Source organism: Massilia sp. 2TAF26, assembly GCF_052115005.1.
GTDB lineage: Bacteria > Pseudomonadota > Gammaproteobacteria > Burkholderiales > Burkholderiaceae_D > Telluria.
Map to the genome: position 1 here is coordinate 1 of NZ_JBFRFV010000021.1, position 25,198 is coordinate 25,198.

The 25,198-nt window shown below is 65.5% G+C and carries 29 protein-coding genes and 1 other RNA gene; 20 read left to right on the forward strand and 10 right to left on the reverse strand.

Annotation, left to right across the window (positions count from 1 at the left end; translation table 11 throughout):
• Positions 1–100 precede the first annotated feature (100 nt).
• The 3 genes from AB4Z32_RS19595 to AB4Z32_RS19605 all read left to right on the forward strand — a co-directional run bounded on the left by AB4Z32_RS19595 (position 101) and on the right by AB4Z32_RS19605 (position 2,270).
• A complete protein-coding gene (locus tag AB4Z32_RS19595) occupies positions 101–526 on the forward strand; it encodes a DNA polymerase III subunit chi (protein ID WP_442123622.1) in 426 nt (141 codons plus the stop codon).
• Positions 523–984, forward strand: a complete 462-nt coding sequence (locus AB4Z32_RS19600) for a hypothetical protein (RefSeq protein ID WP_442123543.1) — start codon at positions 523–525, stop codon at positions 982–984. The genes AB4Z32_RS19595 and AB4Z32_RS19600 overlap by 4 nt, the downstream gene beginning before the upstream one ends.
• Positions 985–1,127: 143 nt before the next feature.
• Positions 1,128–2,270, forward strand: a complete 1,143-nt coding sequence (locus AB4Z32_RS19605) for a branched-chain amino acid ABC transporter substrate-binding protein (protein WP_442123544.1) — start codon at positions 1,128–1,130, stop codon at positions 2,268–2,270.
• 69 nt (positions 2,271–2,339) lie between these two features.
• Here AB4Z32_RS19605 and AB4Z32_RS19610 read toward each other — a convergent pair whose 3' ends face one another.
• Positions 2,340–2,648, reverse strand: a complete 309-nt coding sequence (locus AB4Z32_RS19610; protein WP_442123545.1) for a c-type cytochrome — start codon at positions 2,646–2,648, stop codon at positions 2,340–2,342.
• A 173-nt stretch (positions 2,649–2,821) separates the two neighbouring features.
• Here AB4Z32_RS19610 and AB4Z32_RS19615 point away from each other — a divergent pair, with 173 nt between their 5' ends.
• From AB4Z32_RS19615 to AB4Z32_RS19630, 4 genes are all read left to right on the forward strand, one after another.
• Entirely contained in the window at positions 2,822–3,046 is a 225-nt protein-coding gene (locus AB4Z32_RS19615; protein WP_442123546.1) for a TIGR04438 family Trp-rich protein, read from the forward strand.
• Between the two features lie 245 nt (positions 3,047–3,291).
• Positions 3,292–4,185: a LysR family transcriptional regulator gene (locus AB4Z32_RS19620; protein WP_442123547.1), complete on the forward strand. Its 894-nt coding sequence runs from the start codon at positions 3,292–3,294 to the stop codon at positions 4,183–4,185.
• Between the two features lie 2 nt (positions 4,186–4,187).
• Positions 4,188–5,003, forward strand: a complete 816-nt coding sequence (gene lgt / locus AB4Z32_RS19625) for a prolipoprotein diacylglyceryl transferase (protein WP_442123548.1) — start codon at positions 4,188–4,190, stop codon at positions 5,001–5,003.
• Positions 5,004–5,146: 143 nt separating this feature from the next.
• Entirely contained in the window at positions 5,147–5,353 is a 207-nt protein-coding gene (locus tag AB4Z32_RS19630) for a hypothetical protein (RefSeq protein WP_442123549.1), read from the forward strand.
• Between the two features lie 6 nt (positions 5,354–5,359).
• On the opposite strand, the gene AB4Z32_RS19635 is transcribed toward AB4Z32_RS19630, so the two are convergent.
• From AB4Z32_RS19635 to AB4Z32_RS19650, 4 genes are all read right to left on the reverse strand, one after another.
• On the reverse strand, positions 5,360–5,824 hold the full coding sequence (locus AB4Z32_RS19635; RefSeq protein ID WP_442123550.1) for an EVE domain-containing protein: 465 nt from the start codon (positions 5,822–5,824) through the stop codon (positions 5,360–5,362).
• 71 nt (positions 5,825–5,895) lie between these two features.
• A non-coding RNA gene (gene ssrS / locus AB4Z32_RS19640) (6S RNA) lies at positions 5,896–6,076 on the reverse strand.
• Positions 6,077–6,120: 44 nt separating this feature from the next.
• On the reverse strand, positions 6,121–6,432 hold the full coding sequence (locus tag AB4Z32_RS19645; protein ID WP_442123551.1) for a cell division protein ZapA: 312 nt from the start codon (positions 6,430–6,432) through the stop codon (positions 6,121–6,123).
• Complete coding sequence (locus AB4Z32_RS19650; RefSeq protein WP_442123552.1) at positions 6,429–6,680, reverse strand: hypothetical protein; 252 nt, start codon at positions 6,678–6,680, stop codon at positions 6,429–6,431. The genes AB4Z32_RS19645 and AB4Z32_RS19650 overlap by 4 nt, the downstream gene beginning before the upstream one ends.
• A gap of 287 nt (positions 6,681–6,967) precedes the next feature.
• Between AB4Z32_RS19650 and groES the strand changes: the two genes are divergently transcribed.
• The 4 genes from groES to AB4Z32_RS19670 all read left to right on the forward strand — a co-directional run bounded on the left by groES (position 6,968) and on the right by AB4Z32_RS19670 (position 10,106).
• On the forward strand, positions 6,968–7,258 hold the full coding sequence (gene groES / locus AB4Z32_RS19655; RefSeq protein ID WP_052233260.1) for a co-chaperone GroES: 291 nt from the start codon (positions 6,968–6,970) through the stop codon (positions 7,256–7,258).
• Between the two features lie 39 nt (positions 7,259–7,297).
• On the forward strand, positions 7,298–8,944 hold the full coding sequence (gene groL / locus AB4Z32_RS19660) for a chaperonin GroEL (protein WP_442123553.1): 1,647 nt from the start codon (positions 7,298–7,300) through the stop codon (positions 8,942–8,944).
• 92 nt (positions 8,945–9,036) lie between these two features.
• The gene (locus AB4Z32_RS19665; protein ID WP_442123554.1) at positions 9,037–9,459 is read left to right on the forward strand and encodes a hypothetical protein; all 423 of its coding nucleotides are present in this window, start codon (positions 9,037–9,039) and stop codon (positions 9,457–9,459) included.
• Positions 9,460–9,665: 206 nt separating this feature from the next.
• Entirely contained in the window at positions 9,666–10,106 is a 441-nt protein-coding gene (locus AB4Z32_RS19670; protein ID WP_442123555.1) for a hypothetical protein, read from the forward strand.
• Between the two features lie 185 nt (positions 10,107–10,291).
• On the opposite strand, the gene AB4Z32_RS19675 is transcribed toward AB4Z32_RS19670, so the two are convergent.
• Entirely contained in the window at positions 10,292–11,083 is a 792-nt protein-coding gene (locus AB4Z32_RS19675) for an AraC family transcriptional regulator (RefSeq protein ID WP_442123556.1), read from the reverse strand.
• A gap of 75 nt (positions 11,084–11,158) precedes the next feature.
• Here AB4Z32_RS19675 and AB4Z32_RS19680 point away from each other — a divergent pair, with 75 nt between their 5' ends.
• A complete protein-coding gene (locus AB4Z32_RS19680) occupies positions 11,159–12,376 on the forward strand; it encodes an MFS transporter (protein WP_442123557.1) in 1,218 nt (405 codons plus the stop codon).
• Here AB4Z32_RS19680 and AB4Z32_RS19685 read toward each other — a convergent pair.
• Positions 12,366–12,584, reverse strand: a complete 219-nt coding sequence (locus AB4Z32_RS19685; RefSeq protein ID WP_442123558.1) for a hypothetical protein — start codon at positions 12,582–12,584, stop codon at positions 12,366–12,368. The two genes, AB4Z32_RS19680 and AB4Z32_RS19685, sit on opposite strands and share 11 nt — an antisense overlap.
• Positions 12,585–12,667: 83 nt before the next feature.
• On the reverse strand, positions 12,668–13,420 hold the full coding sequence (locus tag AB4Z32_RS19690; RefSeq protein ID WP_442123559.1) for a FadR/GntR family transcriptional regulator: 753 nt from the start codon (positions 13,418–13,420) through the stop codon (positions 12,668–12,670).
• Positions 13,421–13,520: 100 nt separating this feature from the next.
• Between AB4Z32_RS19690 and garD the strand changes: the two genes are divergently transcribed.
• From garD to AB4Z32_RS19730, 8 genes are all read left to right on the forward strand, one after another.
• Positions 13,521–15,089 carry a galactarate dehydratase gene (garD, locus tag AB4Z32_RS19695; RefSeq protein WP_442123560.1) on the forward strand — a complete coding sequence of 523 codons (1,569 nt, stop codon included), beginning with the start codon at positions 13,521–13,523 and terminating at the stop codon, positions 15,087–15,089.
• A 103-nt stretch (positions 15,090–15,192) separates the two neighbouring features.
• Entirely contained in the window at positions 15,193–16,266 is a 1,074-nt protein-coding gene (locus tag AB4Z32_RS19700) for a porin (RefSeq protein WP_442123561.1), read from the forward strand.
• 12 nt (positions 16,267–16,278) lie between these two features.
• Positions 16,279–17,187 carry a LysR family transcriptional regulator gene (locus AB4Z32_RS19705; RefSeq protein WP_442123562.1) on the forward strand — a complete coding sequence of 303 codons (909 nt, stop codon included), beginning with the start codon at positions 16,279–16,281 and terminating at the stop codon, positions 17,185–17,187.
• Positions 17,188–17,375: 188 nt separating this feature from the next.
• Positions 17,376–18,668, forward strand: coding sequence for an MFS transporter (locus AB4Z32_RS19710; RefSeq protein WP_442123623.1), 1,293 nt, complete (start codon positions 17,376–17,378; stop codon positions 18,666–18,668).
• A gap of 26 nt (positions 18,669–18,694) precedes the next feature.
• Positions 18,695–20,035: a glucarate dehydratase gene (gene gudD / locus AB4Z32_RS19715; protein ID WP_442123563.1), complete on the forward strand. Its 1,341-nt coding sequence runs from the start codon at positions 18,695–18,697 to the stop codon at positions 20,033–20,035.
• 27 nt (positions 20,036–20,062) lie between these two features.
• Positions 20,063–20,845, forward strand: coding sequence for a 2-dehydro-3-deoxyglucarate aldolase (gene garL / locus AB4Z32_RS19720; RefSeq protein WP_442123564.1), 783 nt, complete (start codon positions 20,063–20,065; stop codon positions 20,843–20,845).
• A gap of 29 nt (positions 20,846–20,874) precedes the next feature.
• A complete protein-coding gene (gene glxR / locus AB4Z32_RS19725; RefSeq protein WP_442123565.1) occupies positions 20,875–21,768 on the forward strand; it encodes a 2-hydroxy-3-oxopropionate reductase in 894 nt (297 codons plus the stop codon).
• Entirely contained in the window at positions 21,765–23,036 is a 1,272-nt protein-coding gene (locus tag AB4Z32_RS19730; RefSeq protein WP_442123566.1) for a glycerate kinase type-2 family protein, read from the forward strand. Before glxR ends, AB4Z32_RS19730 begins: the two co-directional genes overlap by 4 nt.
• Positions 23,037–23,079: 43 nt before the next feature.
• On the opposite strand, the gene AB4Z32_RS19735 is transcribed toward AB4Z32_RS19730, so the two are convergent.
• Together AB4Z32_RS19735 and glk are read right to left on the reverse strand one after the other, a co-directional pair.
• Positions 23,080–23,238 carry a hypothetical protein gene (locus AB4Z32_RS19735; RefSeq protein WP_442123567.1) on the reverse strand — a complete coding sequence of 53 codons (159 nt, stop codon included), beginning with the start codon at positions 23,236–23,238 and terminating at the stop codon, positions 23,080–23,082.
• A gap of 123 nt (positions 23,239–23,361) precedes the next feature.
• A complete protein-coding gene (gene glk / locus AB4Z32_RS19740) occupies positions 23,362–25,197 on the reverse strand; it encodes a glucokinase (protein ID WP_442123568.1) in 1,836 nt (611 codons plus the stop codon).
• Position 25,198 lies beyond the last annotated feature (1 nt).

The window sequence follows — 25,198 nt, forward strand, 5'->3', positions numbered from 1 at the left end:
GCCCGGCCGCGCGCGACGCCGCGCCGCCCACCACGGCGCCCGCCAGGCCGCCGGCGGGCAATGCCCCGCCCGGTTTTCAATTCTGACGCATCGAACGCCCATGACCCGGATCGACTTCCATACGAATATCCCCGACAAGCTCGGCTACGCCTGCCGGCTGGCGCGCAAGGCCTATGCCGCGCGCGGCAAGGTCGTGCTGCTGGCCGAGACCAGCGACCAGGCCGACCAGCTCAACGAGGCGCTGTGGACCCTGTCCGGCACCGACTTCGTCCCGCACGTGATGGCGGGCGATCCGCTGGCGCCGGAGACGCCGGTCATCGTCACCGTCGACGAACGTGCCGCCCTGCCCCACCACGACATGCTGATCAACCTGACGCGCCGCACGCCGGAAGGCATCGACCAGTTCGCGCGCGTGTTCGAGATCATCTCGACCGATGAGGAAGACGCCGCCGCCGGGCGCGCCCGCTACGTCGCCTACCGCAAGCAGCAGTATCCGCTGACCCACTTCGTGGCAGGCCAGTCATGACCGATACCCCCTCCTTCGACGAGATCCCGGTCCTGACCGAGGTGGTGGCCGAGCCGGCGCCTGCTTCAGCGCCTGCTCCGGATGTGGTGGCGGAAACGGCGGCGCTTGCCGAACCGGCTGCCGACGCTGCCGTCGCGCCGATCGAGGATGCCGCCCCGCCCGAACCTTCAGCGGCCGCACCGGCCCCGACCCCGGCCCCGGCCGACGCCGGCGTCCTCGACGACGAGGCCTGGCGCACCCTCGAGGAACGCCTGGTCACGCGCGTGCTGGACCGCCTGCAGCCGCGCATCGACGTGGTGCTGGAAGACCAGCTGCGCGACCAGATGGCGATCGTGCTGGACCACGTGGCCGAACGTCTCGGCCTGGAACTGCGCAGCGCGCTGCAGCAGTCGATCGAACACGTGGTCGCCCGCGCCGTACAGCAGGAACTGGCCCACCTGAGCGCGCGCCAATCCTGAGCATTTCGCGGCTTTTCCGACCCGTCGCGGGGCAAGTGCGCACCGGCTTCGTGCAGTCTTCAGCTTTTGCTTTTCCAGTCCGGAAAATTGATGTACCTTTTCCTGGCGTATGGCGCAAATTACTGGAGAACTCGGAGACACGCATGCAGGCAAAACTGAAACTCACCCTCATCCCGGCCGCCGTCGCGCTGGCCTTCGCCGGCTCCGCCGCGGCCCAGCAGATCGTCAAGATCGGCCACGTGGCGCCGATCTCCGGGCCCAGCGCCCACCTCGGCAAGGACAACGAAAACGCCGCGCGCATGGCGGTCGACGAACTCAATGCCAAGCCCTTCACGATCAACGGCCAGAAGGTCACGCTGCAGCTGGTCTCCGAGGACGACGGCGCCGATCCCAAGCAGGGCACGGCGGTCGCGCAGAAGCTGGTCGACGCCCACGTCAACGGCGTGATCGGCCACCTGAACTCGGGCACCACGGTGCCGGCCTCGAAGATCTACAACGATGCCGGCATCGTGCAGATCTCGCCTGCCACCACCGCCCCGGCCTACACCCGCCAGCGCTTCCCCGGCGCCTTCCGCGTGGTGGCGAGCGACGCCAAGCTGGGCGGCACGCTGGCGAAGTATGCGTCGAATACGCTGAAGGTGAAGAACATCGCCGTCATCGACGACCGCACCACCTACGGCCAGGGCGTGGCCGACGAATTCGTGAAGGGCGCGAAGGCCGCCGGCATCCGCGTCTCGGGACGCGAATTCACCAACGACAAGGCGACCGACTACACCGCCATCCTCACTTCGATCAAGGCGAAGAAGCCGGACCTGGTCTTCTTCGGCGGCATGGACTCGGTGGCCGGCCCGATGCTCAAGCAGATGAAGGCGCTGGGCATCCAGGCGGTCTTCATGGGCGGCGACGGCATGTGCACCGAAGCGCTGGGCCGCCTGGCCGGCGACGGCCTGGTGGACGGCAAGGTGATCTGCGCCGAGGCCGGCGGCGTGAAGGGGCCGCAGGAAAAGGCGATGGACGACTTCCGCGCGCGCTACAAGCAGAAGTTCAACCAGGACGTGCAGCTGTACGCGCCGTATGTGTACGACTCGGTGATGGTGATGGCCACCGCGATGCAGAACGCGAAATCGGCCGATCCGGCCAAGTATCTGCCGGTACTGAAGAACATCAAGTACGAGGGCGTGACCGGCACCATCCAGTTCGATCCGAACGGCGATATCAAGGACGGGGCGCTGACGCTGTATACCTACAAGGGTGGCAAGCGCAGCAAGATCGACGTGGTGCGCTGATCTTTTGTGGCCTTGAAATGAAAAAGCGCCCCGGTTCGAGGGCGCTTCTTCGTTGCAGCGGCGTGCGGCTTATTTCTGCGCCAGCACCCACTTGACCAGGCTGCGGGCTTCGGCCTCGCTCACCTGCGGATTGGCCGGCATCGGCACCGGTCCCCAGACGCCCGAGCCACCCTTCATGACCTTTTGCACCAGCTTGTCCTCGGCGCCTTTCTGGCCCGCGTACTTCGCGGCGACATCCTTGTAGGCCGGGCCCACCAGCTTGGTGCCGATCGCGTGGCACGCCATGCAGTTCTTGGCTTTGGCCAGGTCGGCCTGCGCGAAGGCGCTGGTCGACACCAGGGCGGAGACCGCCATCAACAACATCAGGGACCGTTTCATTCCGTACTCTCCAAAGTGAAATCCTATGCAAGATTCTATCTTGTTTCCTCTGCGTAGGTGCAGTGGATACAGTCAGTAACGGCTGATACACATTTCGGTTGACGGAATGGCAGGATTTCGTTGCTTGAAGGAACTATTATTGTAAGATGGCCGCAGAAAGTAAAGGAACTCTCATGCCGCTCATCCTCCTGCTCGCCGCCCTGGTCGCCCTGCGCTTCTTCGAAGTCTGGCGCTTCGCCCAACTCTCCTGGTGGTGGATCGTCGCCCTGGCCGTGGTCGCCTTCATCTGGTTCGAATTCATCGAAAAGATGCTCGGCCTCGACAAGAAAAAAGCCCACAAGACCGACGAAGCCCGCCGCAAGGAAAGAGTCAAACAAGCCTTCGACAAACGCAAATAAAAATTCGGGGTCAGAGCACATTTTGCGGAAATTGCTTCCGGTATCGGAATGCTGGCTTGCAGCCTCCCGCTCCGCTGTCCACGCCAGCCAGCGCCAGCTCGTATTTCTTCCTGACGGAAATTGATCAAAAAAGTGCTCTGACCCCGAACTGGGGTGAAAAAGTGCTCTGACCCCGAATTTGGTTTGCTCGGCTGTGATACATTTCGCGAATAGATGAGTTGGAAATCGCGGGAAATGCATATCACATGAATCTGGAACTGCGTCAGCTGCGCTACTTCGTCACCGTCGCCGAGGAGTTGCATTTCGGGCGGGCGGCGGCGCGCCTGCATATGACACAGCCGCCGCTGTCGCAGGCGATCGCGGCGCTGGAAGAGTTGCTGGGGGCGCCGCTGTTCGTGCGTAACCGCCGCACGGTGGAGCTGGCGCCGGCCGGCAGCGCCCTGCTTCCCGAAGCGCGGCGCCTGCTGCTCGAGGCGAATGGCTTGCCGGCGCTGGCGCGGCGCGCGGCCGCCGGCGAGGCTGGTCGCCTCGCCCTGGCCTTCGTCACCTCCTGCGACTACAACGTGCTGCCGGCCTTCCTGCGCCGCTACAGCGAGCGCTATCCCGCCGTCCACCTGAACCTGATCGAAGCGACATCGGACGTGCAGGCCGAGGAACTGCTGCGCGGACGCGTCGACGCCGGCCTCCTGATCCCGCCGCTGCCGGATAAAGCCCTCGGCCAGCTCGATTACATGAAGGTGCTCGACGAGCCCCTGATCCTGTGCGCCCCCGCCGGCCTGGACGCGCTGCGCCGCGAAGGTCCGGTCAAGCTGCAGGACCTGCCGCGCTTGCCCCTGATCGTCTTCCCGCGCGAGATCTCGCCGGCCCTGCACGACGCCATCCTGTCCTGCTTCCGCGCGGCCGGCATCACCCCCGTGATCGGCCAGCTGGCGATCCAGATGCAGACCATCGTCAGCCTGGTGTCCGGCGGCATGGGGCTGGCACTTGTGCCACAATCCGTGTCTAACCTGATGCGGCCCGGCGTAGAATACCGTGCCCTCGCGGATCCGACCCCGCTCGTCGAGACCGGCATCGCCTGGCGCCGCGACAACCCGTCGCCGGTGCTGAAGGGCTTTCTGGAACTACTGAGGAATCACTGATTATGCTCGTCCATCCGAACCCGGACCCCGTCGCCTTCCACATCGGCCCCGTGCCGATCCACTGGTACGGGATCATGTACGTGGTCGCCTTCGCCCTCTTCATCATCCTCGGCCGCGTGCGCATCAGGACCCAGCTGCACATCCAGGCCCAGGGCTGGACCAAGGAAGACCTGGACGACATGCTGTTCTACGGGATGCTGGGCGTGGTGATCGGCGGGCGCCTGGGCGAGGTGCTGTTCTACCAGCCGGCCCACTTCCTGGCGAACCCGATCGACATCTTCAAGACCTGGCAGGGCGGCATGTCCTACCACGGCGGCTTCATCGGCGTGCTGCTGGCGATGGCGCTGTGGGCCAGGAAGCGCAAGCGCAACCTGCTCGACGTGTACGACTTCATCGCGCCGATGGTCCCGATCGGCTATGCCTGCGGACGCCTGGGCAACTTCATCAACCACGAACTGCCGGGCCGCATGGCCGATCCTTCCCTGCCCTGGGCCATGAAGTGGCCGGGCATCGAGGACCACCTGGTGCATCCGTCGCCGCTGTACCAGATGCTGGTCGACGGCATCCTGGTCTTCGTCATCATGTGGATCTTCGCGCGCAAGCCGCGCCCGCGCCTGGCGGTCGGCGCCCTGTACACCCTGCTGTACGGCTGCGCGCGTTTCTTCACCGAGTACTTCCGCGTGCCGGACTGGGAAACCCACATCCTCGGCATGCCGATCACCTCGGGCCAGGTGCTGTCGGTGCCGATGATCGTGGCCGGCCTGCTGATGCTGGGCTGGGCCTACTCGGACGGTAACAAGCGCGCCGTGCACGCCTAAGAGGTGCGCTTACAAGGCGCATAGGCCTTCTCCTGCACGCGGCTAGGGCGCCGTCCGCTGGACGCGTAGGAGAGAAGCCCGGCCTGCGTTTATCGGTTAAATGGAGCACCGTTCGTCGCCACATGGGAAACTATCGTGGCCTCATGAAGCACGCCATCTCACCCAGAAAGCTGTATGCGATGCAGCGCATGTCGACCGCATTGAGGCGCGCCGCCGCCGCGCGGCCCTTCGGCGCCGCCACGGACCAGGCCTTGCGCTGGGCCGCGGTCTGGGGCATGTGCGCCGGCATCCGCACGCCGCATACCCGGGTGCGCCTGCGCCGCGAAACGCTGATCGGTACGTCGGTCTGAGCGACGTCAGCTGACGCCGGCCATGTCGAGGATCTTCTTCCACTGCCCCGGCGTCACCGGAGAAATCGACAGCCGGCTGCCCTTCTGCAGCAGCACCATGTCCCCCAGTTCCGGCACGCCGCGCAGCGCCGTCAGCGGCAGGTAGCGGCCCTGGCCGGCCGCCTGCACGTCCACCGAGATCCAGCGCGGATTCTCGCGCGTGGCCTTCGGATCGAAGTAAGGGCTGCTTGCGTCGAACTGCGAGGCATCCGGATACGGGGTACTGGCAACCCGCGCGATGCCCGCCACGCCCGGCACCGCGCAGCTGGAGTGATAGAACAGGACGCCGTCGCCGACTTCCATCTGGTCGCGCATGAAATTGCGGGCCTGGTAGTTGCGAACCCCGAACCAGGCGACTGTCTTGTCCGGCGCATTCAGGACGTCGTCGAAACTGACTTCATCGGGTTCGGATTTCATCAACCAGTAGCGCATGCGGTTCACTCCAAAAGAACGTGGACAATAAAAAAGCGGCTGCGCACATAAAGTGTCGCAACCGCTCCGATTGTAGCCCCGCCTGTGCCGTTTTTGCCGGCATCCCGAACCTGACGGCTCAAGGTGGTCACAGTCAGCTCAATTTCGGGTTCGTCAAACTAGTGACGATCACGCCCACCGAGAATGTTCCGCAACCTATGCGATTGAATGGTTCAAGGAATATATGGCAAATCTCGAACACCGCAGGGTAGCCGCCAGTTTACTACGATGAACCGGCATGTCAAACGAATTTGATCTCAGAACAGGTTTTCCTGCGGCGCCAGAGCCTGATCCAGCACCGAGTTCATCGCTTCCAGTTTCTGCTTGACCTCCAGCATGGACTGATCGCCGAGCGGGCCTTGCGGCGATTTCACGGACAGGAATTCGGCAGCCACCGACAGCGCGGCCATGACGGCGATGCGGTCGGTTCCCTTGACCTTGCCCGAGTCGCGCAGGGCGCACATCTTGCTGTCGAGGTAGTGGACCGCTTCGCGCAGGGTCTGCTGTTCGCCTTCCCGGCAAGCCAGGCGGTAGGATTGGCCCATGATGAGCACATCGAGCTGGATCATTGCGCGGCCTCCTCGTCGTCAGAGTTGGCGGAGGCGTCCTCGTCGACGGACACCTCGGCGGGTTCGAGTTGGGCGAGCATCGCTTCGACGCGTTGCTGGGCCTGCAGCAGCCGGTTCTTGAAATCGACGTTCTCCGCGCTCAGCAGGGCGTTGGCCTGGCGCAGCAAATAGTTCTCGCTGCGCAGCGATTGGGCCAGCTGGGCGAGGCGGTCGATTTTATCGGACAGTTCTTGGAATTCGGAAATCATCCATAACTATAGGATCGGGATCGATTTTTCGTCAACAGATGCCGTGCCGTGCGCGGGTTTCAAGAAATGAATGGTAGGCTTCTGCGCTTTCCTACCCCGCGCGGGTCGATCCGCTTGCGGAACATCAAAAAAGACTGGCAAATCCCCAACATCACCGCTTGAAATGGGAAATTATCGTCCCTATAATTAGCACTCGTTAGTGAAGAGTGCTAACAACTCTTTGCACCGCAGCCGATACCGGGGCGGTTATCAAACGAACAGTCAATCAACAATCAAAGGAGTTTTGCATGAACCTTCGCCCATTGCACGATCGCGTGATCGTGAAGCGTCTCGACCAGGAAACCAAAACTGCGTCCGGCCTGATCATCCCCGATGCAGCGGCCGAAAAACCGGACCAGGGTGAGATTCTCGCCGTGGGCAACGGCAAAGTGCAAGAAAACGGCAACGTCCGTCCGCTGGAAGTGAAAGTCGGCGACCGCGTGCTGTTCGGCAAGTACTCGGGCCAGACCGTCAAGGTCAACGGCGAGGAACTGCTGGTCATGCGCGAAGAAGACATCATGGCCGTCGTGGCCCAGTAATCAGTCCAAACACTTTCCTGAATACGGAGAATTAATAAAATGGCAGCTAAAGACGTAATTTTCGGCGATGTGGCACGCGCCAAGATGGTCGAGGGTGTGAACATCCTGGCCAACGCAGTCAAAGTCACCCTGGGCCCGAAAGGCCGCAACGTGGTGCTGGACCGTTCGTTCGGCGCCCCGACCGTCACCAAGGACGGCGTCTCGGTCGCGAAAGAGATCGAGCTGAAAGACAAGCTCATGAACATGGGCGCGCAGATGGTCAAGGAAGTCGCTTCGAAGACCAGCGACAACGCCGGTGACGGCACCACCACCGCGACCGTGCTGGCGCAAGCCATCGTGCGCGAAGGCATGAAGTTCGTTGCTGCCGGCATGAACCCGATGGACCTGAAGCGCGGCATCGACAAGGCCGTCGCAGCGACCGTCGAAGAACTGAAGAAGATCGCCAAGCCGACCACCACCTCGAAAGAGATCGCCCAGGTCGGCACCATCTCGGCCAACTCGGATTCGTCGGTTGGCGAGCGCATCGCTGAAGCGATGGAAAAAGTCGGCAAGGAAGGCGTCATCACCGTCGAAGACGGCAAGTCGCTGAACGACGAGCTGGACATCGTCGAAGGTATGCAATTCGACCGCGGCTACCTGTCGCCGTACTTCATCAACAACCCGGACAAGCAGGTTGCCGTTCACGAGAACCCGTTCGTCCTGCTGTGCGACAAGAAGATCTCGAACATCCGTGACCTGCTGCCGGTGCTGGAGCAAGTTGCCAAAGCTGGCCGTCCGCTGGTCATCGTCGCCGAAGACATCGAAGGCGAAGCCCTGGCGACCCTGGTGGTCAACAACATCCGTGGCATCCTGAAGACCGTCGCCGTCAAGGCCCCGGGCTTTGGCGACCGCCGCAAGGCCATGCTGGAAGACATCGCCATCCTGACCGGTGGCCAGGTCATCGCCGAAGAAGTCGGCCTGACCCTGGAAAAGGTCACCCTGGCTGAACTGGGCCAGGCAAAGCGCATCGAAGTAGGCAAGGAAAACACCATCATCATCGATGGCGCTGGCGCCGCTGAAGCGATCGAAGCACGCGTCAAGATGGTCCGCGTCCAGATCGAAGAAGCGACCTCGGACTACGACCGCGAAAAACTGCAGGAACGCGTTGCCAAGCTGGCCGGCGGCGTTGCCGTGATCCGCGTCGGTGCCGCTACCGAAGTCGAGATGAAAGAGAAGAAAGCACGCGTGGAAGACGCGCTGCACGCTACCCGCGCTGCCGTCGAAGAAGGCATCGTCCCGGGCGGCGGCGTGGCCCTGCTGCGCGCCCGCGCTGCAATCAAGGTGCAAGGTGACAATCCGGACCAGGAAGCCGGCATCAAGATCGTCCTGCGCGCCATGGAAGAGCCGCTGCGCATGATCGTCCAGAACGCCGGTGAAGAGCCGTCGGTGGTCGTGTCGGCCGTGCTGGCCGGTACCGGCAACTACGGCTACAACGCCGCCAACGGCACCTACGGCGACATGGTCGAAATGGGCGTGCTGGACCCGGCCAAGGTCACCCGCTCGGCACTGCAGAACGCAGCGTCGATCGCTGGCCTGATGCTGACCACCGACTGCATGGTCTCCGACATCGCCGAAGACAAGCCGGCCGGTGGCATGGGCGGTATGGGCGGTATGGGTGGCATGGGCGGCATGGACGGCATGATGTAATCAAGCCGGACGGCTCCACAGCCAACCGAGTAGTAAAGTAAGGCCCGCGGGGTTTGCGCCCCGCGGGCTTTTTTCATTCCGGGAGACGAGCGATGCCATCGGTAAAACTGGACGAACTGGAAAACGCGACCATCCTGGTCGACGACGGCGAAGGCAGTGCGAAGGCGCTGGTGGCGCGCGACACCGGCATGATCCACCTGCTGAACGACGACTACATGGACGAGGAAGCGCCAGTGCCGGGCGACTTCGACGCCGGCGACGCCTACGTGTCCGTCCCCGCCGCCAGCACGCTGGGCCTGGGCCGCGAACTGATGTTCCGCTTCGCCGCCACCCACCTGGCCGGCGAGCGCGACCGGGTGCGCGAGCTGTTCGAACGCGGCGACGGCTACGACAGGTTCGCCCGCCTGGTCGAGGAACGCGGCCTGCTCGATTCCTGGTATCGCTTCCGCGAAGAAGAAACCCGGGTGGCGCTGGAAGGGTGGTGCCGGCAGCATGGGCTGCAACTGGAGGGATGAGCCGGCGTGATCTGGTCCCTGCATTACCTGCGAGACTGCGGAGCGGCAGAGCTGTCGCGCGACTATGCTGCCGATTGCGACCTCCTGCTTGTGGAATTGCATCCGCGCCGAGGCCGCCTTTCCGACACTGGATGTGTTCCTGCGATAAGTTGCCCATAAGACTATGCTGGGTGTAGACTGGTCCTTGGTCCACAATGTTTTCACCCATGTCCACACGTCCTGTCCGCCTGATCGGCGCCGCCCTCCTCGCCCTGTGCGCCCTTGCCGCCTGCAAGCGCGAAGAAACGCCGCCGCCCAAGCCGGCCGTCGCCGAGACGCCCGCCACCCCCACCCGCACGCGCGACCAGGCCGTCGCCGAACTGATGGCGCTGCCTGAGATCAAGACGTGGTCGGAGCAGATCGAGAAGAGCTCGAAAGGCAAGGTGCACGGCGCCGTGATCGAGGACGATCCGGCGCCGCGCGTCATCGAGGGCAAGGCCTATTACCAGCTCAGCTTCGTGGAAAACCGCAAGCAGGACATTCACCGCCGCGCCAGCTTCCTGGTCGCGAAGAATGGCGACGAGATCCTGGTCGAGGATGGGGAAACGGATACCTTGCAGTCGCTGTCGGAATGGCGGCGGAATATCCGGCACGTTGAACTTAAATAAGCTTGGCCCCGCCTGCGCGGTGATTAAGCCACGCGGGCGACGTAATTTGATTGAGATTGATTCAGCACAAACCGCCTGCAGGTTGATGCGCTTATCGTAATCAGCGCCGCTGGCCGCGCGGTGCCGTCGCATGCGAATGTGGCAGTGCCCACTCCTCCCCCGGCCGGCGGCTCCTGAATCGCTTCCTAACTTCCCTTCCACTCCGCCAGGTAATGCTGGGGCGTCCTGCCCAGCAATCGCCTGAACATGCTCGTGAACGCGCTCGGACTGGCATAGCCCAGCGCCCGCGCGATCGCGCCCACGCTTTCCCCGCGCGCCAGCATCTCGAAGGCATGGGCCAGGTGGACCTGCTGCACCCATTGGCGGTAATGCAGGCCCGTTTCCTTCGGGAACAGGCGGATCAAGGTGCGCGCGCTGGCGCCGGCGTCCAAAGCAAGGTCTTCCAGGCGGCGCGGGCTGCCCGGCTGCGCCATGATCTCCGTGCACAAGGCCTGCAGGCGGCGGTCGCGCGGCCAGGGGACGGCGATCGGCACCGTCTCCATCGCCGCCAGTTCGGACAGGATCAGGCGCGCCAGGTCGCCGCCGCGGCCCTCGGGCGGATAGTCGACCGGCTCCTGCGCCAGCGCCAGGATCAGTTCGCGCAGCAGCGGGCTCACTTCCAGCACCTTGCAATCCTCGACCAGGCTGCCGCCCGCCTCGGCATCGATGTACAGGGTGCGCATATTGACGTTGCTGAGCATGGTCAACTCGTGCAGCACGCCCGGCGCGATCAGGAGGGCGCGGCGCGGCGGGATGATCCAGACGCCCAGTTCCGTGCGCACCCGCATCAGGCCGTCGCTGGCGTACAGCAGCTGCACCCAGGGGTGGCTGTGGGCTTCGATCATGTCGCCGTGGCGGGCCTCGGACGGCACCGCGGTAACCTTGCGCGGCAGCGCGATGAAACGCGGGCGATAGCGGGGAGAGGGTGTGAGTGTCACTTGGGCGACGAAAAGTGGAATATGCGTTCGGACTGTCCATATTACACTCCTAGGCTTTCCAGATCATTCATCGCCATGAGCTCCACGACTTCCACTCCTGCACCCACCAAAGCCGCGGCCTCGGGCACCGTGCTGCAGATCCTGTTCTCGGTCGCCTTCGTCCACCTGCTGAACGACTGCGTGCAGGCCGCGCTGCCGGCCATCTATCCGCTGCTGAAGCAGGAATTCGCGCTCAGCTTCGCCCAGGTGGGCCTGATCACCCTGACCTTCCAGTGCACCGCCTCGCTGCTGCAGCCCTGGATCGGCCTGTACACCGACAAGCGCCCGATACCCTTCCTGCTGCCGGTGGGGATGTGCATGACCCTGATCGGCGTGGGCCTGCTGTCGGTGGCGGGCAGCTTCGGCATGCTGCTGGTGGGCGCCGGCCTGATCGGCGTCGGTTCCTCGACCTTCCATCCGGAAGCCTCGCGGGTAGCGCGCCTGGCCTCGGGCGGACGCTTCGGCTTCGCCCAGTCGCTGTTCCAGGTCGGCGGCAACCTCGGCTCGGCCCTCGGCCCGCTGCTGGCAGCCGCGATCCTGATGGGCAGCGGCCACGGCAAGTTCGCCTGGTGCGCGGTCCTGATCGTGCTGGCGGTGGCGGTGCTGGTGGGCGTGAGCCGCTGGTACGGCAGCCACCTCAAGAGCGCGCCGAAGAAGGCGGCCGCCCACGCGGGTCCGGCGCTGCCGCGCAAGCGCGTGATCCAGGCCCTGGCCGTGCTGGCGATGCTGGTGTTCTCGAAGTACATCTACATGGCCAGCCTGTCGAGCTACTACACGTTCTTCCTGATCGAGAAGTTCCACGTGCCGGTCGACACCGCGCAGATGTACCTGTTCCTGTTCCTGGCCTCGGTGGCGATCGGCACCTTCGCCGGCGGCCCGATCGGCGACCGCATCGGCCGCAAGCGCGTGATCTGGGTCTCGATCCTGGGTGCGGCGCCATTTACGCTGGCCCTGCCCTACGCCAGCCTCGGCTGGACCGCCGTGCTGTCGGTGGTGATCGGCCTGGTGATGTCCTCGGCCTTCTCGGCCATCGTGGTGTTCGCCCAGGAGCTGGTGCCGGGCAAGGTCGGCATGATCGCCGGGATCTTCTTCGGCCTGATGTTCGGCATCAGCGGCATCGGCGCCGCCGCGATGGGGCAGATCGCCGACGTCGCCGGCATCGAGCAGGTGTACCGGATCGCGGCCTTCCTGCCGCTGCTGGGGATCCTGGCGGCCCTGCTGCCGAATATGGAGAAGGCCCGCCCTACTCGATAACGTTGAGCTCGCTCTCGTCCTCGGTATAGCGCACCGGCGCCAGGCGATTCTTCTCGATGATCTCGCTCAAGGTCGGCTCCGTGCCGGCCGGGGCGATTTTTTCTTGAGCCAGAATGTGCTCGAGGATTTCCATGTCGCTGCAGCGGTTCGGCGCAGCGAATTGCAAGGGTTCAGGGTTATCCCGGTACCAGACGCGGTAGATTGGCATGGCAAGCTCCATGGTAAGAAGCTTGATTGTATGACAGCTCGCTTGCCGCACGATTCAGCCGTACGGCGAACTTGTCAGACATCTTACATCAACAGGGTTTCCCTACCTTGGGCCGCCTCCAGCGACTCCTGGGCCTTGCGCAGGCGCTCCCTGCTGTTGCCGATGTGCAGGCGCATCGCCGCCCGGGCGGACTCCGCATCGCCGCGCGCAATGGCGTCGACGATTTGCTCGTGCTCGCGCCCCACCTGTTCCATATAAGCCACAGGATCGGCATGGGTCAGGCGCGCCGAATTGATGCGCGCCCGCGGGATGATGTTGGCGCCCAGGTGCTGCAGGATGGCGCGGAAGTATTCGTTGCCGGACGCCTGGGCGATCGCCAGGTGGAAGCGCTGGTCCAGCTCGACGGTGTCCTCGCCGCGGCGCGCGGCCTGCTGCAGGGCCGCCAGCGCCGTCCTCACCTCCGCCAGCTGGGACTCGGTGCGGCGCGCCGCCGCCAGGCCGGCCGCCTCGGTCTCCAGGCCGATCCGCAATTCCAGCAGCGCGATCACGTCGCGCACCGTCACCACGGTGGCCGGATCGATACCCATGATGGGCGGCGCCGGCGGCAGCACGAAGGTGCCGATGCCGTGGCGCGTCTCGACCAGGCCGGCCGCCTGCATGCGAGAGATTGCCTCGCGTACCACGCTGCGGCTCACGCCCTGTTCTGCCATGATTTCCGTTTCGGTGGGCAGCTTGTCGCCGGGGTTCAGCTCGCCGCTGCGGATGTGCTCGGTCAGCTGGGCCACCACGAGCTGGGCCAGATTGCGGTGTTTACGAGGTGCTGGGGAGAGCATCATGTCGATTGCTATTTTAGGAATGCCTGATTATACTGGCCCTCAGCTTGTAAGACGTCAGACAACTGACGCATCACTAATCAGGCAGCACGGAGGCACTCAGATGGACGCACACACGACCGGAACGCCACGCAGCATCCGGATGCACGACAACGATAACGTCGCCATCGTCGCGAACGATGGCGGCCTGCCCGCCGGCACCGTCTTCCCCGACGGACTGGTGTTGAAGGACAAGATCCCGCAAGGACACAAGGTGGCGCTGCGCCCGATCCCGCAAGGCGACGCCATCCTTCGCTACAACGTTGCCATCGGCTACGCGCTGCGCGACATCGAGCCGGGCCAGTGGATCGAGGAATCCCTGGTCGGCATGCCGCCGGCGCGCGAGCTGGACAACCTGCCCATCGCCACCATCCGCCCCGAAGCCCTGCCCCCGCTCGAAGGCTATACCTTCGAAGGCTACCGCAACCCGGACGGCTCGGTCGGCACCCGCAACATCCTCGCCATCAGCACCACGGTGCAGTGCGTGTCCGGCGTCGTCGAGTTCGCGGTCAGGCGCATCAAGGACGAGCTGCTGCCGAAGTACCCGAACGTCGACGACGTCGTCAGCCTCGACCACACCTATGGATGCGGCGTCGCCATCGAAGCGCCGGGCGCCGAGATCCCGATCCGCACCCTGCGCAATATCGCGAAGAACCCGAACTTCGGCGGCCGCGCCATGCTGGTCAGCCTGGGCTGCGAAAAGCTGCAGCCGGGGCGCCTGTTCCCGGCCGCTGGACTTTCCTCTTCCATGCCGATCAAGGACGTGAACGGCCCCGACCACGTCTGCCTGCAGGACAACGCCCACGTCGGCTTCGGCTCCATGATCGAAAACATCATGGACACCGCCGAGCGCCACCTGATGGAGCTGAATGCGCGCCGCCGCGAGACCTGTCCGGCTTCCGATCTGGTGGTCGGCGTGCAGTGCGGCGGCAGCGACGCCTTCTCGGGGGTGACCGCGAATCCGGCGGTGGGCTTCGCCAGCGACCTGCTGGTGCGCGCCGGCGCCGCCGTGATGTTCTCGGAAGTGACGGAAGTCCGCGACGGCATCGACCAGCTGACCGCGCGCGCCATCGACGAAGCCACGGCCCAGGCCATGATCCGCGAGATGGCCTGGTACGACGAATACCTGAAGCGCGGCGGCGTCGACCGCAGCGCCAACACCACGCCGGGGAATAAAAAGGGCGGCCTCGCCAACATCGTCGAGAAGGCGATGGGCTCGATCATCAAGTCCGGCACGGCGCCCATCACCGGCGTGCTGTCGCCGGGCCAGAAGCTGGAGCAGAAGGGCCTGATCTATGCCGCCACCCCGGCCAGCGATTTCATCTGCGGCACGCTGCAGCTGGCCGCCGGCATGAACGTCCACGTGTTCACCACCGGCCGCGGCACGCCCTACGGCCTGGCGGCGGTTCCGGTGGTGAAGGTCGCCACCCGCGACGACCTGGCGCGGCGCTGGCACGACCTCATGGACATCAACGCCGGCCGCATCGCCACCGGCGAAGCGACGATCCCGGATGTCGGCTGGGAGCTGTTCCACTTCATCCTCGACGTCGCCAGCGGACGCAAGAAAACCTGGGCCGAGCACTGGCGCCTGCATAACGCGCTGGCGCTGTTCAATCCGGCCCCGGTGACGTAAGCACCAGTAAGCCCCGTTTTCACCCAAGCAGCGACTGCGACCGGCTTGTCAAAAGCCGGCGCGGCCGGCGCACGCCCCTACCATAACAACAGGAGACAGCAGCATGAAGAAAGCAGCAGCACTGATCGTCAGCCTCGCCGCCGGCGCGGCAGCACAGGCCCAGACCCAGGTGCAGATCTACGGCATCGTGGACGCCGCCATCGTCGGCGAGCACGGCGGCGTCGCCAGCCCGTCCACCAAGCTCACCAGCGGCGCCGCCTCGGCCTCGCGCATCGGCTTCCGCGGCACCGAGGATCTCGGCAACGGCCTGTCGGCCTTCTTCACGCTGGAAACCGGCGTCAAGATCGACACCGGCGAGGTCGATGCTGCCGGCACCATCTTCAACCGCCAGGCCTTCGTCGGCCTGAATACGCGTGCCGGCCAGGTGGCCCTGGGCCGCCAGTACACGCCCTGGCACACGGCGCTGGCCGCGGTCGACCCCTTCGGCACCGGCTATGCGGGCACCTCGAAAAACCTGTTCCCGGACAACGGCACCAACGTCCGCACCAGCAACACGATCACCTATAAATCGCCGAAGCTGAACGGCTTCGACGGCGAACTGGCCTATGCCTTCGGCGAGCAGCCGGATGCCTCGACCGGCCGCCAGTTCGGCGGCGCGATCGGCTACGCCAACGGCCCGCTGGTCCTGCGCGCGGCCTACAACAGCAAGAACACCGACGTCACCGCCACCGCGAGCGCGCCCTTCGTCAGCCGCTCGCTGGGCCGCAATACCCTCCTGACCGCCGCCTGGCAATTGCAGATGGTGTCCCTGCGCTTCGCCTACGGCATCGACAAGGGCTTCAATGCCGCCACGCTGGGCAATGCCAACAATCCTTACGGTGGCGTCAAGCCGACCCCGTCGCTAGACGGACGCTCGGCCCTGCTGGGCATCTCCGCGGCGATCGGCCCGGGCACGCTAATGGCTTCGGTCATGCACAAGGACGACCGCACCAGCTTCAACCAGGACGCCAATTCCTGGGGCATCGGCTACCTGTATGGCCTGTCCAAGCGCACCGGCCTGTACGCGGCCTACGCCCATATCGATAACAAGAACGGCGCAGGCTACACTGTGGCAAACAATACCGAGACCGGCACCGGCAACACCGGCTACAACCTGGGTATCCGCCATAGTTTTTAAAAAGGAGACTGGATGTTCGAGATCAGCCAGATCCGATGCTTCGTCGCGGTGGCGGAGGAGCTGCATTTCGGGCGCGCCGCCGAGCGCCTGAACATGACGCAGCCGCCGCTGAGCCGCCAGATCCAGCTGCTCGAACACCACGTCGGCACCCGCCTGCTGGACCGCAGCAGCCGCGGCGTGCGCCTGACGGCGGCCGGCAAGGCCTTCTTTCCCGAAGCCGCGCGCATCCTGCGCATGGCCGACGAGGCCGTGGTGACGGCGCGCCGGGTCGCCAAGGGCGAACAAGGCTCGCTGGCGATCGGCTTCACCGCCGCCTTCGGCTACGGCCCGCTGCCTGACCTGGTGCGGCGCCTGCGCGAGCGCGCGCCCGGCATCTCGCTCACGCTCAAGGAACTGGTCACCACGTCCCAGCTCGAAGGGCTGGACAGCGGCCAGCTCGACATCGGCCTGATGCGCCCCCACGCGCGCCACGGCGAACTCGAGACCGTGCTGATGGCGACGGAACCACTGATGCTGGCGATTCCCGAGCGCGAGGCGGCCGACTGGCCGGAGCGGCCGACCCTGGCCTGCGTGCACGGCAAGCCCTTCCTGATGTACTCGCCCTACGAGGCGCGTTATTTCTACCAGCTGCTGAACAACTGCTTCGACGCCGCCGGCGTGACGCCCGACGTGGTCGAGCACATCGGCCAGATCCACACCATGCTGGCCCTGGTCAGCTCGGGCGTGGGCGTGGCGCTGATACCCACCGCGGCGGCCCGCCTGCAGCTGCGCGGGGTTGTACTGCGCACGATGGCCACCGAGCCGCCGGAGCCGGTACAGACCATCTGCGCCTACCGCCGCGACAATAACAATCCGATCCTGGACATCTTCCGGCGCGATATCCTGCCTGCATTCGTACGCGGCCAACGATCCAATTCTTGAATCGATTCAGACAGTCATTGGTTTGGTTGAGCATGATTGGCGGACTAAGATTGGTGTCATAAAAACATACATCGATCGGACTCCTGCCGCCGGCCGGAGCGATACAACGACATCAGGAGACACTTGTGGAACAAGCACAAGCCATCAGGGCTGCCAGCGCCGCCAAAGTCCAGACCCGCACGCGCTGGATGATTCTCGCCATGCTGTTCGTCATCACCACCATCAACTACGCCGACCGCGCCACGATCTCGATCGCCGCACCGGGCATCAAGAAGGAACTCGGCCTGGATGCGGTCCAGATGGGCTTCGTGTTTTCCGCCTTCGCCTGGTCCTATGTGATCGCCCAGCTCCCGGGCGGCTGGCTGCTGGACCGCTTCGGTTCCAAGATCACCTACTTCTTCAGCATCTTCCTGTGGTCGGTCTTCACGATGCTGACCGGCGCCACCGGCTTCGTCGCCGGCGGCGCCGCGGTGGCCATGCTGTTCACCCTCCGCCTGCTGGTCGGCGCCGCCGAAGCGCCTTCCTTCCCGGGTAACAGCCGGATCGCCTCGGCATGGTTCCCGACCAACGAGCGCGGCCTGGCCGCCGCCATCTTCAACTCGGCACAGTACTTCGCCACCGTGCTGTTCGCGCCGATCATGGGCTGGCTGGTGCATTCCTACGGCTGGCACAGCGTGTTCTACGTGATGGGCGGCCTGGGCATCGTGATGGCCTTCGTCTGGCTCAAGGTCATCTACGCACCGAAGGACCATCCCTCGGTCAGCCAGAGCGAACTGAAATACATCCAGGAAGGCGGCGCCCTGGTCGACCTCGACGGCGCCCAGAAAGCCCCGGCCCAGGTCAACACCTTCGCCGCCATCAAGGAACTGCTGGGCAACCGCATGCTGCTGGGCGTGTACATCGGCCAGTACTGCATCACCACCCTCACCTACTTCTTCCTGACCTGGTTCCCGGTCTACCTGGTGCAGGAGCGCCACATGACCATCCTGAAGGCCGGCTTCGTGGCCTCGCTGCCGGCGATCGCGGGCTTCATCGGCGGCGTGAGCGGCGGCTGGCTGTCGGACCGCCTGGCCAAGCGCGGCTATTCGCTGTCGGTGTCGCGCAAGGTGCCGATCGTGCTCGGCATGCTGATGTCGATGAGCATGATCGCCTGTAACTATATCGAGACCGACATGCTGGTGGTCGCCGTGATGTCGCTGGCCTTCTTCGGCAAGGGCGTCGGCGCGCTGGGCTGGGCGGTGGTGTCGGACACCTCGCCGAAGGAAGCCGGCGGCTTGAGCGGCGCACTGTTCAACACCTTCGGCAACACCGCCGGCATCACCACCCCGATCGTCATCGGCTACATCGTGCAGGGCACCGGTTCCTTCTCCGGCGCGCTGGTCTTCGTCGGCGCCAACGCGGCACTGGCGATCGCCTGCTACCTGTTCATCGTCGGCGACATCAAGCGCGTGAGCCTGAGCAAATCGCTGATCGCAAAGTAAATCTACAAGTTTCAAAGGACGCATCCATGACTACTTACGTATCCGGCGCCCCCGTCGTCACCGACCTGCGCGTCGTTCCCGTGGCCGGCCGGGACAGCATGCTGCTGAACCTCTCCGGCGCCCACGGCCCCTGGTTCACCCGCAACATCGTCCTGCTCACCGACAGCGCCGGCAATACCGGCCTGGGCGAAGTGCCGGGCGGCGAGAAGATCCGCCAGACCATCGAGGATGCGAAACCCCTCATCGTCGGCAAGACCCTGGGCGAGTACAACAACATCCTGAATGCGATGCGCAAGGCCTTCGCCGACCGCGATGCCGGTGGACGCGGCAACCAGACCTTCGACCTGCGCACCACCATCCACGCCGTCACCGCGGTGGAGTCGGCCCTGCTCGACCTGCTGGGCCAGTTCATGAACGTGCCGGTGGCAAGCCTGCTGGGCGAAGGCCAGCAGCGCGACGCCGTCGAGATGCTGGGCTACCTGTTCTACGTCGGCGACCGCAAGAAGACCAACCTGGACTACCGCAGCGAGCCGGACGCCGGCAGCGCCTGGTTCCGCCTGCGGAACGAAGAAGCGCTGACGCCGGAAGCCGTGGTGCGCCTGTGCGAAGCGGCGCGCGAACGCTACGGCTTCAACGACTTCAAGCTGAAGGGCGGCGTGCTGTCCGCCGACGAGGAAATGGAAGCCGTCGTCGCCATGCACGAGCGCTTCCCGGACGCCCGCATCACGCTGGACCCGAACGGCGCCTGGTCGCTCAAGGAAGCGATCCGCGTGTGCCGCGACAAGCACGGCGTGCTGGCCTATGCCGAGGATCCCTGCGGCGCCGAGGGCGGCTTCTCGGGCCGCGAAGTGATGGCCGAGTTCCGCCGCGCCACCGGCCTGCCGACCGCGACCAACATGATCGCCACCGACTGGCGCCAGATGGCCCATTCGATCCAGCTGCAGTCGGTCGACATTCCGCTGGCCGACCCGCACTTCTGGACCATGCAGGGTTCGGTGCGCGTGGCCCAGCTGTGCGAGATGTTCGGCCTGACCTGGGGCTCGCACTCGAACAACCACTTCGACATCTCGCTGGCCATGTTCACCCACGTCGGCGCCGCGGCCCCCGGCAAGGTCACCGCCATCGATACCCACTGGATCTGGCAGGACGGCCAGCGCCTGACCAAAGAACCGCTCAAGATCGAGGGTGGCCTGGTCCGCATTCCGTCGAAGCCGGGCCTGGGCATCGAGATCGACGAGGCCGAGCTGGAAAAGGCGCACCAGGCCTACAAGAACATGGGTTTGGGCGCGCGCGACGACGCCGCCGCAATGCAATTCCTGGTCCCCAACTGGACCTTCGACAACAAGCGCCCCTGCCTGGTGCGCTGATCATTTTTCCGCTAACCGGAGACCATCATGAACACCACCACTCCCTACAGCGGCATCCCGAACCGCTTCAAGCAAGACCTGCGCGAGGGCAAACAGCTGATCGGCTGCTGGTCTTCGCTGGCCAACCCTTTCACCACCGAGATCCTCGGCCTGGCCGGCTTCGACTGGCTGCTGCTCGACGGCGAACACTCGCCGAATGACCTGAACAGCTTCATCCTGCAGCTGATGGCGCTGAAGGACAGCCCGAGCGCGCCGGTGGTGCGCCCGCAGTCGAACGACACGGTGCAGATCAAGCGCCTGCTCGACGCCGGCTTCTACAACTTCCTGATCCCCTTCGTCGAGACCGCCGAGGAAGCGGCCCAGGCCATCGCCGCGACCCGCTACGCGCCGGAAGGCGTGCGCGGCGTGTCGGTGTCGATGCGCGGCAACCGCTTCGGCACCATCCCCGACTACCACAATGTCAGCAACCGCAACATCACGGTGGCGCTGCAGATCGAAAGCCGGGTGTCGGTCGCCAACATCGAGTCCATCTGCGCGGTGGACGGCGTCGACTGCGTCTTCATCGGCCCGTCCGACCTGGCGGCCGGCTACGGCTACCTGGGCAATGCCGGCCATCCGGAAGTGCAGGAAGCGATGCAGCGCGTGTTCGCCGCCGCCAAGGCCGCCGGCATTCCGGTCGGGATCCTGGCGCCGGTGGAAAGCGACGCCCGCCGCTACATCGAGATGGGCGCGACCATGGTGGCCGTCGGCAGCGACCAGGGCCTGTTCCGCGCCGCCACCCAGGGCCTGCGCGACAAGTACGCGCTGTAAAAGACACGAACAGATACGGAGATAAGGAAATGAGCAAAATCGGATTCATCGGCCTGGGCATCATGGGCACCCCGATGGCGGGCCACCTGATCAAGGCCGGCCATGAAGTCTTCCTGTACACCCACGGCAGCGTGCCGGGCGAGCTGGTGGAGGCAGGCGGCAAGGCCTGCGCTTCCAGCCGCGAAGTGGCACAGAACGCCGACGTCATCATCACAATGGTGCCGGATACGCCGCACGTGGCATCGGCCCTGTTCGGCGAGAACGGCGTGGCCGAAGGTCTGTCGCCGGGCAAGGTGGTGGTCGACATGAGCTCGATCTCCCCCGTCGAGACCAAGGCATTCGCGGAACGCATCAAGGCCCTCGGCTGCGACTACGTCGACGCCCCGGTCTCCGGCGGCGAAGTCGGCGCCAAGGCGGCCAGCCTGACCATCATGGTGGGCGGTTCGGAAGCGGCCTTCGACCGCGTCAAGCCGCTGTTCGAACTGATGGGCAAGAACATCACCCTGGTGGGCGACAACGGCGCCGGCCAGACCTGCAAGGTGGCCAACCAGATCATCGTCGCCCTGAACATCGAGGCGGTGGGCGAAGCCCTGCTGTTCGCATCGAAGATGGGCGCCGATCCGGCCAAGGTGCGCCAGGCGCTGATGGGCGGCTTCGCGGCGTCGCGCATCCTGGAAGTGCACGGCGAGCGCATGGTCAAGCGCACCTTCGACCCGGGCTTCCGCATCGAACTGCACCAGAAGGACCTGAACCTGGCGCTGTCGAGCGCGCGCGCGATCGGCGTCTCGCTGCCGAACACCGCCACCGCCCAGGAACTGTTCAACAGCTGCGCGGCCCACGGCGGCGCCGGCTGGGACCACTCGGGCATGGTGCGCGCGCTGGAAATGATGGCGAATTTCGAAATCGGCCAGCAGCAAAAATGAACGCGCCGCATTCGAGCCCGCGCCAGCTGTTGCTGAAGATGTTCGACGCTGCGATCGAGTCCGCGCAGCCCGGACATTGCGTGCCGCCGCACCTGCCCGAGCCCGGCGCCGGCAGGACCATCGTGATCGGCGCCGGCAAAGCCTCGGCCGCGATGGCGCGGGCGCTGGAGCAGCACTGGCCCGGGCCGATCTCCGGCCTGGTAGTCACGCGCTACGGCTATGCGGTGCCCTGCCAGCGCATCGAGATCGTCGAAGCCGCGCATCCGGTGCCGGACGACGCCGGCCTGCGCGCGGCCGGGCGCATGATGGAACTGGTCGGCGGCCTGACGCTTGATGACACCGTGATCTGCCTGATCTCGGGCGGCGGCTCCTCGCTGCTGCCCTTGCCGCTCGACGGCATCACGCTGGAAGACAAGCAGGCGGTCAACCGCGCCCTGCTGGCCTCCGGCGCCACCATCGGTGAAATGAACACCGTGCGGCGCCACCTGTCGGCAATCAAGGGCGGACGGCTGGCGGCGGCCTGCCATCCGGCGCGCGTGGTCACCTTGCTGATCTCGGATGTGCCGGGCGACCGTCCCTGCGACATCGCCTCCGGCCCGACCGTCGGCGACCCGACCACCTGCCTTGACGCGCTGGCCATCGTGCGCCGCTACGGCATCGAGTTGCCGGCGGCGGTGCGCGAAGTGCTGGAGAGCGGACGCGGCGAATCGGTCAAGCCGGGCGACCCGCGCCTGGCACGCTGCGAGACGCGGATGATCGCGACGCCGCAGATGGCGCTGGAAGCGGCGGCCGCGGTCGCACGCGAAGCCGGCATCACGCCCTTCATTCTCGGCAATGCGATCGAGGGCGAGGCGCGCGACGTCGGCAAGGCGATGGCGGGCATGGCGCGCCAGGTGGCGGACTACAACCAGCCTTTCGCCAGACCCTGCGTAATGCTGTCCGGCGGCGAGACCACGGTGACGGTGCGCGGCCAGGGACGCGGCGGACGGAATGTCGAATTCCTGCTGTCGCTGGGACTGGCGCTTGAGGGTCAGGCGGGCATCCACGCGCTGGCCGGGGATACCGATGGCGTCGATGGCCAGGAAGAGATCGCCGGCGCGGTGCTGGCGCCGGAGTCGCTGGCGCGGGCGTGGGCGCTGGGAATCAGGCCGGCCGATGCGCTGCAGGACAACGACGGGCACGGCTTCTTCGGGGCGCTTGGGGATTCGGTGGTGACCGGGCCGACGCTCACGAACGTGAACGATTTTCGGGCGGTGCTGGTGGAATAACCGTCATCCCCGCGAAAGCGGAAATGACGGTTTTGGGGCTGACTCAGCCCTCGATCATCACGTTGCCTTCCGGGTCGACGCGGTTGCCATACGAGGCCACCCACGCATTGAACAGGCTGCGCCAGAAGCTTTCGCCCGGCTGGCGGAAAGCCGGGGAAGCCATCGATTCCATCTGGGCGACTGCGCTGGACTGGTTGGACATGATGCACCTTTCGAAGAGGATTCGGGATTGGTGACCATGTTAAAGACATGCCGATATATCGTCCAATGACATGTTCTGATGCCAGTCATCACTCAAGCAAATGGTTGGCGCCGCCGCTGAATCTCAGCTATCAAGATGCGAAATGAGGGCCGGCGGCGTCGCCGATGAACGCGCGTGGTGCACGTCCACCGACACCCCCACCGCCATGATGTCGATGAGGAGCAGCTGCAGCACCCGCGAGATCATCGACAGGAAGCTGGTGTTGTCTTCCGGGTGGTCGACCGCCAGCACCACGCTGGCACCCCTGGCCAGCGGCGAGTCGCTGCTGCTGATCGCGATGACGTCGGCGCCGGCCGCGCGCGCCTTGTCGACGGCGCCCAGCAGCTCGGGCAGGCGGCCGGAGTTCGAGATCGCCACCACCACGTCGCCCGGTCCCAGCAGGTCGGCCGCCAGCGAGAACAGGTGGGAGTCGCCGTACAGCGCGGTCGGGATGCGGAAGCGGAAGAACTTGTGCTGGCCGTCCAGCGCCACCACGCGCGAATTGCCCATCGCGTAGAACTCGATGCGCTTGGCGCGGCTCACCAGCTCGATCGCGCGGTCGATCGCGCGCACGTCCAGCTGGTCGCGGAATTTCAGGATCGCCGAGACGGTGTTGTCGATCACCTTGGCCGACAGGTCGTGGGTGCTGTCGCTGTGACGCACCTGGCTGTGGCGCACCGGGATCGAGCCGGTCAGCGAGCTCGCGAACTTGAGTTTGAAGTCGGCCAGGCCGAGGAAGCCCAACGAGCGGCAGAAGCGGATCACGGTCGGCTGGCTGACGTCGGCCAGTTTCGCGATGCCGGCGATCGGCTCGTTCAGCACCAGGCGCGGCTGCTCCAGCACCAGGCTGGCGACGCGCTGCTCGGCCGGGGTCAGTTCCGGCTGCAGTTGGCGGATGCGGTCCAGCAGCGTGTTGTCGCCGCTGCGTCCGCGCAGGTGCTCGGACAGGATGTTCGCCACGCCGTCGAAGGCGACGTGCGGCGTGCTGATGACATAGGTCGGAATGTCGGCGATATAACCCGAGAAGCGGCCCTTGGCTTCGAAGCGGGCGCGGAAGGGCGAGGTCCTGAACCACTCGCCCAGGCGCGGCACGATGCCGCCGCCGATGAAGATGCCACCGAAGGCGCCCAGGGTCACCGCCAGGTTGGCCGCGGCGGCGCCCAGCATGCCGCAGAAGCACTCCAGCACTTCCAGGCACAGCGGGTCCTTGTCGTCGAGCGCGGCGGCGATGATGGCGGCCGAATCGCGCGCCGGCGCATCCACGCCGTTACGCGCGGCCAGCGCGCGGTGGATGATCTCCATGCCGGGGCCGGAGATCAGGCGCTCGTTCGACACGTGGGTCCACTCGCGCCAGGCGGCCTGCAGGATCGCGAACTCGCGCTCGTCGCTGGGTGCGAAGTTGACGTGGCCGCCCTCGCTGCCGAGGGTGACGAAACCGTCCACGGTCGGGATCCCGCCGGACACGCCCAGGCCGGTGCCCGGCCCCAGCACGCCCAGCACCGCATGCGGCACCGGCTTGCCCGGTCCCACCTGCATCAGGTGCTCCGGCTTCAGGCCCGGAATCGCCATCGCCAGCGCCGTGAAGTCGTTCACGATCAGCAGCGTGGACAGGCCCAGCTCGCGCCGCACCTCGTCGGTCGAAAAGGCCCAGGGCCGGTTGGTCATGCGTACGTAGTCGCCGTCGACCGGATTGGCCAGCGCCAGCGCCGCATGGTTCAGGCGCACGTCCTCATGTTCGGACAGGTAGAAGCGCAGCAGCGGAACGATGCCGTCGAACTCGTCGCACCTCAGCACGCGTACCGAGCGGTAGGTGCCGGGCGCCGTCTGCAGGGCGAAGCGTGCGTGCGTCGCCCCGATGTCGGCCAGCAGGCGCGGGCCGTCGGCGAAGGCGGTGCGGACATGATCCGGCAGCTCCTGCATA